Genomic DNA, 4,974 nt, shown 5'->3' with positions numbered 1-4,974 from the left:
GTCGACACCCGCCGTCTCGCCGACTGCTTCCCGGCCGTCGACTACTTCGAGAACTCGGGCCTGCCCTTCGTCATCGCACTCAACGGCTTCGACGGCCACCAGCCGTACACCCCCGATGAAGTGCGCGAAGCTCTCCAGATCGGACCCAACACACCGATCATCACCACCGACGCACGACACCGTGCGGACGCAAAGAGCGGCCTGATCACGCTGGTCGAGCACGCGCTGATGGCACGACTCAAGTAGACGAGGCCATACGGCAGTTGCCGTAGATTCCACAGAGTGGTCTGTGTCCTTTGACACGGATGACCGCTCTGTTCATAACGTTTCGACAGAGAATTCGCCGGGCGCCGCCACGCGTCGCGGTCATCCGGTGTCGCTGCGCGCACGAGAGCCCCGCCTTTTGGCGGGGCTCGCTCTTTTTGACCGTTTTATCTGAGGCTTACACCACTCGGAAGCAGCCCTTCACACTGTTTGGTAGAGGACCCCCTGACGTGCTGGAATGCGCTGAACTGCCCAGTAGCACGGGCCTTGGAGACGACAGCGGGACCGGTGTAGGTCCCGCCGCCGAGAGGTTGTTGGTCGAGTGAGGCGAAGCAAGACGAGCCCCGCACCGCCGCATACGCGGGACACGCGGGGCAACTTCACCCCGCCGCCGCGCACAGCGGCGTCCCCCACCGATGTGCAGGGCATGGAGGCGCCGGCTCCCGCCGGAGGCAGAATGTCCCCGCGCAACTGGCGTGTGCCGACCCGCCTGAACGCGATCCTCCTCATACCCGTGCTCGTCGGCCTCGTCATGGGCGGCTTCCAGGTCAAGGGCTCCATCGACACCTGGAGCGAGGCCCAGGACGCCGAGGCGACGGCCCGCCTCGTGCAGGCCTCGCTGAACTACGGCAACCGCCTCATCGAGGAGCGCGACCTCTCCGCCGCCCCGCTGCTGCGCGGCAAGAAGAACGACCCCGTCGTCGTGAAGGCCCGCAAGGCCACCGACGAGGCCGGGGAAGAGTTCGACGCCGCCGCCGAGGGCATGCCGCAGAAGGAAGGCCTCAAGCGCCGCCTCGACGGCTTCCACAAGGTGGAGCCGGGCCTGCAGGCCCTGCGTCAGGCCGCTTACACCTCCAAGCTCTCGGGCGCGCAGACCGAAGAGGGCTACGTAGCCATCCAGCACCCCCTGATGGAGTTCGCCAACGAGCTCGGTCTGGGCACCGGAAACATCACCAGCTACGGCCGCACCGTCTACGCGATCTCGCTGACCAAGGCCGCGCTCTCGCTGCAGCGCTCCATCGGTACGCACCTGCTGGTCAAGCCGGGCCCCACGGCTCCGAGCCTCGCCAAGCAGCGCGTGGCGCTCTCCTCGTACGCCTACCTCGAAGGCATCGCCATCGAGGAGTACACGGGCGGTGGCACCCCCGAGGACGTCGCCAAGCTCGAGGCCGCGAAGAAGAAGCTGAAGGCCGACGGCGAGAAGCAGGCCAAGCAGGCCGCCGCCGCCGCGAAGGCCAAGGGCGAGACGTTCGTACCGCCGCCGTCCTCCGAGGCGATGGTCGCCGCCATGGCGCAGCTGGAGAGCACGCAGCCCAGCGCCCGTGTCGCCCTCGCCGGCAAGGGCGTCACCCCCGAGGCCTGGTGGGCCACCACCAGCGCCAAGTTCGACGCGTACCGGGACATCGAGTCCGACCTCGCCGACAAGGCGGTGACCGAGGCCTCGGACATCGCGTCCAACGCCCAGCGCAACGCGTACATCACCGGCGCCATCGTCGTGATCGCGCTGCTCGCCGCCTTCATCCTGGCCGGGCTCATGGCCCGCCAGATGAGCCGCGCGATGCGCCAGCTGCGTACGGCCGCCTTCGGCATCGCCGAGCAGCGCCTGCCGATGCTGGTCGACCAGCTCTCGCGCACCGACCCCGGCCGCGTCGACACCCGCGTACAGCCCATCCCGATCTCCTCCACGGACGAGATCGGCGAGGTCGCCCGCGCCTTCGACCAGGTGCACCGCGAGGCCGTGCGACTCGCCGCCGAGCAGGCCCTGCTCCGAGGCAACATCAACGCGATCTTCACCAACCTGTCGCGCCGGAACCAGTCCCTGATCGAGGGCCAGCTGACCCTCATCACCGACCTGGAGAACAACGAGGCCGACCCGGACCAGCTGGAGAGCCTCTTCCGCCTGGACCACCTGGCGACCCGTATGCGACGCAACGGCGAGAACCTCCTGGTCCTCTCCGGCGAGGAGCCGGGACGCCGCTGGGACCAGCCGGTCCCGCTGGTCGACGTCCTGCGCGCAGCGTCCTCCGAGGTCGAGCAGTACGAGCGCGTCGAGCTCTCGGGCGTGCCGGAGGCCGAGATCCACGGCCTCGCCGTGACCGACCTCGTGCACCTGCTCGCCGAGCTCCTGGAGAACGCCACCACGTTCTCCTCGCCGCAGACCAAGGTCCGCGTCACCGCGACCCGTCTGCCCGACGGCCGCATCATGGTCGAGATCCACGACAAGGGCATCGGCCTCACCGCCGAGGACTTCGCGGACATCAACCACAAGCTGGCCAACCCGCCGACGGTGGACGCCGCGATCTCCCAGCGCATGGGCCTGTTCGTGGTCGGCCGTCTCTCCGACCGGCACGGCATCCGCGTCCAGCTGCGCCCCTCGGGCGAGCAGGCCGGTACGACCTCGCTCGTCATGCTCCCCGACGGGATCACGCACGGCGGCGGCGGCGATCACCAGCTGCCCGAGTCCGAGTTCACGGTCTCCTCGATCATGCCGGAGCAGCACGCCCCTGAGCAGCCGGCCTTCAACCACCAGCCGATGCGTACGGCGGCCGAGCTGGGCTTCGACGACAGCCGCTACAACGGCGACGCGGCCGACAGCCCGGAGCTCGACCCGGTGGGCCGCTCGCTGATGCGTGAGGAGCGGCGTGCCGCTCTGGAGGCGCAGGCGCAGTCCGGCGACGGCCGTCCCCTCTTCCGCGACGAGATCGACGGGCAGCAGGGCTTCGACCAGCAGGGCGGCTACGACCCGGCGTACGACCAGCAGGTCCCGGCGTACGACGACTACAGCCAGGGCCAGGCCGTGCAACCGGCGTACGACGACTCGTACTACCCGGCGCGTGACGGTTACCAGGACGCCCCCTATACGGAGGCGGGTCACGATGATCACGCCGCTCGTACGGGTGCCGTCTCCGAGCCGTTCGCGGCCTACCCGGACCGCTCTCACCAGGACGACTGGCCTTCGCGCGACGGATACGACAGCAACGCGGGCGCGTATCAGGCCGAGTACTCTCCGGAACCGGAATCTGGTCCGGCGGCTCCCGCGAACGGCGCCGAACGCGTAGGCTTCGAGCGTCCCGGACCGGCCCCGTCCGCGGTCCACGACACCACCGCCGCGGGTCTCCCGCGCCGAGGCTCCACCGGAAACGGCAGCGCCCCGGCTCCGGCGACCGAGGCCACGTCCGTCGACGCGTTCGGCAACAACGACAGCAACTGGCGTTCGTCCAACGACGATCGCTGGCAGCGCGCAGAATCACTGAAGGAGCCCAAGGCGGGTGGGGTCACCCCGTCCGGTCTCCCGAAGCGGGTACCCAAGGCCAATCTGGTCGAGGGCACGGCGGAACAGACCCCACAGGGCGGCCCTCAGGTCTCCCGCGACCCCGAGGACGTGCGGGGCAGGCTGAGCAACCTGCGCCGGGGCGTCCAGCGGGGGCGCAGCGCAGGCAGTGACACCCAGAATGGCCAGGCCACGTGGAATGAACACAGTGGTCCTGACAGCACCTACAACCAGGAGCGTTAGTGTGAGCCCGATGAGCCAGGCGGCGCAGAACCTGAACTGGTTGATCACCAACTTCGTGGACAACACCCCTGGGGTGTCCCACACGGTGGTGGTCTCCGCCGACGGACTCCTTCTGGCGATGTCCGAAGGTTTTCCCCGCGACCGAGCCGACCAGCTCGCGGCCGTCGCATCCGGTCTGACCTCTCTCACCGCCGGGGCCTCCCGGATCTTCGAGGGCGGTTCCGTGACCCAGACCGTTGTGGAGATGGAGCGAGGATTTCTCTTCCTTATGTCCATCTCCGACGGCTCCTCGCTGGCCGTTCTCGCCCACCCGGATGCGGACATCGGTCTCATTGGGTACGAGATGGCGCTTCTTGTCGACCGCGCCGGCACCGTACTCACGCCCGACCTGCGTGCGGAGCTGCAGGGGAGCCTTCTCAACTAGTAGACGTACGGTGCGTTTTCGCGTCCCGTGGCCGTAAGGTTTCGGGACGCGGCTCCAGAATGATGGTGCCCGGCACAGTCGGAGGAGGAGTACGTGGCAGGCTCAGGAACACCCCCGGACGGTTCGTCATCGGCCAACTGGTCGCCTGGTCACGGCCAGGGGCAGGGACCGCACGACGGGGCGCCGAACCGTTACAACTTCCCCTCCGCGCCCAGCCAGCACCGCAGGCCCTACCAGCAGCCGCAGCAGCCGGGCCCCCGCCAGAGCCCGTACGAGCAGCCTCACACCCCCAGGATCCAGCCAGTGCAACCACAGCGACGCGCCCCGGAACCGGCGCCCGCGGGTGCCGCGAGCAACCCCCTGGTGCGCCCGTACGCCATGACGGGCGGCCGCACCAGGCCCCGCTACCAGCTCGCCATCGAGGCGCTGGTGCACACCACCGCCCAACCGCACCAGCTTCAGGGCCAGTTGCCCGAGCATCAGCGGATCTGCAATCTGTGCCGCGAGATCAAGTCAGTCGCTGAGATCTCGGCACTTCTCACCATTCCTCTCGGCGTCGCCCGGATCCTCGTAGCCGACCTGGCGGAGGCCGGACTTGTCGCCATCCATCAGCCGGGCGGCGACGAGTCCGCCGGCGGCCAGCCAGACGTGACACTGCTCGAAAGGGTGCTCAGTGGACTTCGCAAGCTCTAGCGGCGGAGCAACAGCCCGCTCCACCACCTCCGCGAAGATCGTGGTGGCGGGCGGCTTCGGCGTGGGCAAGACCACGTTC

General features: G+C 68.8%; 3 protein-coding genes and 2 pseudogenes. All 5 read left to right on the top strand.

The window, feature by feature from the left end; all coding sequences use genetic code 11:
• A pseudogene (locus tag AC5P1C_RS43385) lies at positions 1 to 246 on the top strand (ATP-binding protein); the annotation flags it as partial.
• Between the two features lie 340 nt (positions 247 to 586).
• Positions 587 to 3,778 carry a sensor histidine kinase gene (locus AC5P1C_RS43380; RefSeq protein ID WP_493871530.1) on the top strand — a complete coding sequence of 1,064 codons (3,192 nt, stop codon included), beginning with the start codon at positions 587 to 589 and terminating at the stop codon, positions 3,776 to 3,778.
• A 10-nt stretch (positions 3,779 to 3,788) separates the two neighbouring features.
• Entirely contained in the window at positions 3,789 to 4,202 is a 414-nt protein-coding gene (locus AC5P1C_RS43375; protein ID WP_135330751.1) for a roadblock/LC7 domain-containing protein, read from the top strand.
• 93 nt (positions 4,203 to 4,295) lie between these two features.
• Positions 4,296 to 4,895, top strand: coding sequence for a DUF742 domain-containing protein (locus AC5P1C_RS43370; RefSeq protein WP_160507408.1), 600 nt, complete (start codon positions 4,296 to 4,298; stop codon positions 4,893 to 4,895).
• Positions 4,876 to 4,974 (top strand): annotated as a pseudogene (locus AC5P1C_RS43365) (ATP-binding protein); the annotation flags it as partial. The gene AC5P1C_RS43370 and the pseudogene AC5P1C_RS43365, both read left to right, overlap by 20 nt.

The sequence above is a fragment of the Streptomyces sp. A18 genome (assembly GCF_059026065.1).
The sequence above is the reverse complement of the archived record's forward strand: the minus strand, read 5'-3'. Positions and strand labels throughout refer to the sequence as shown.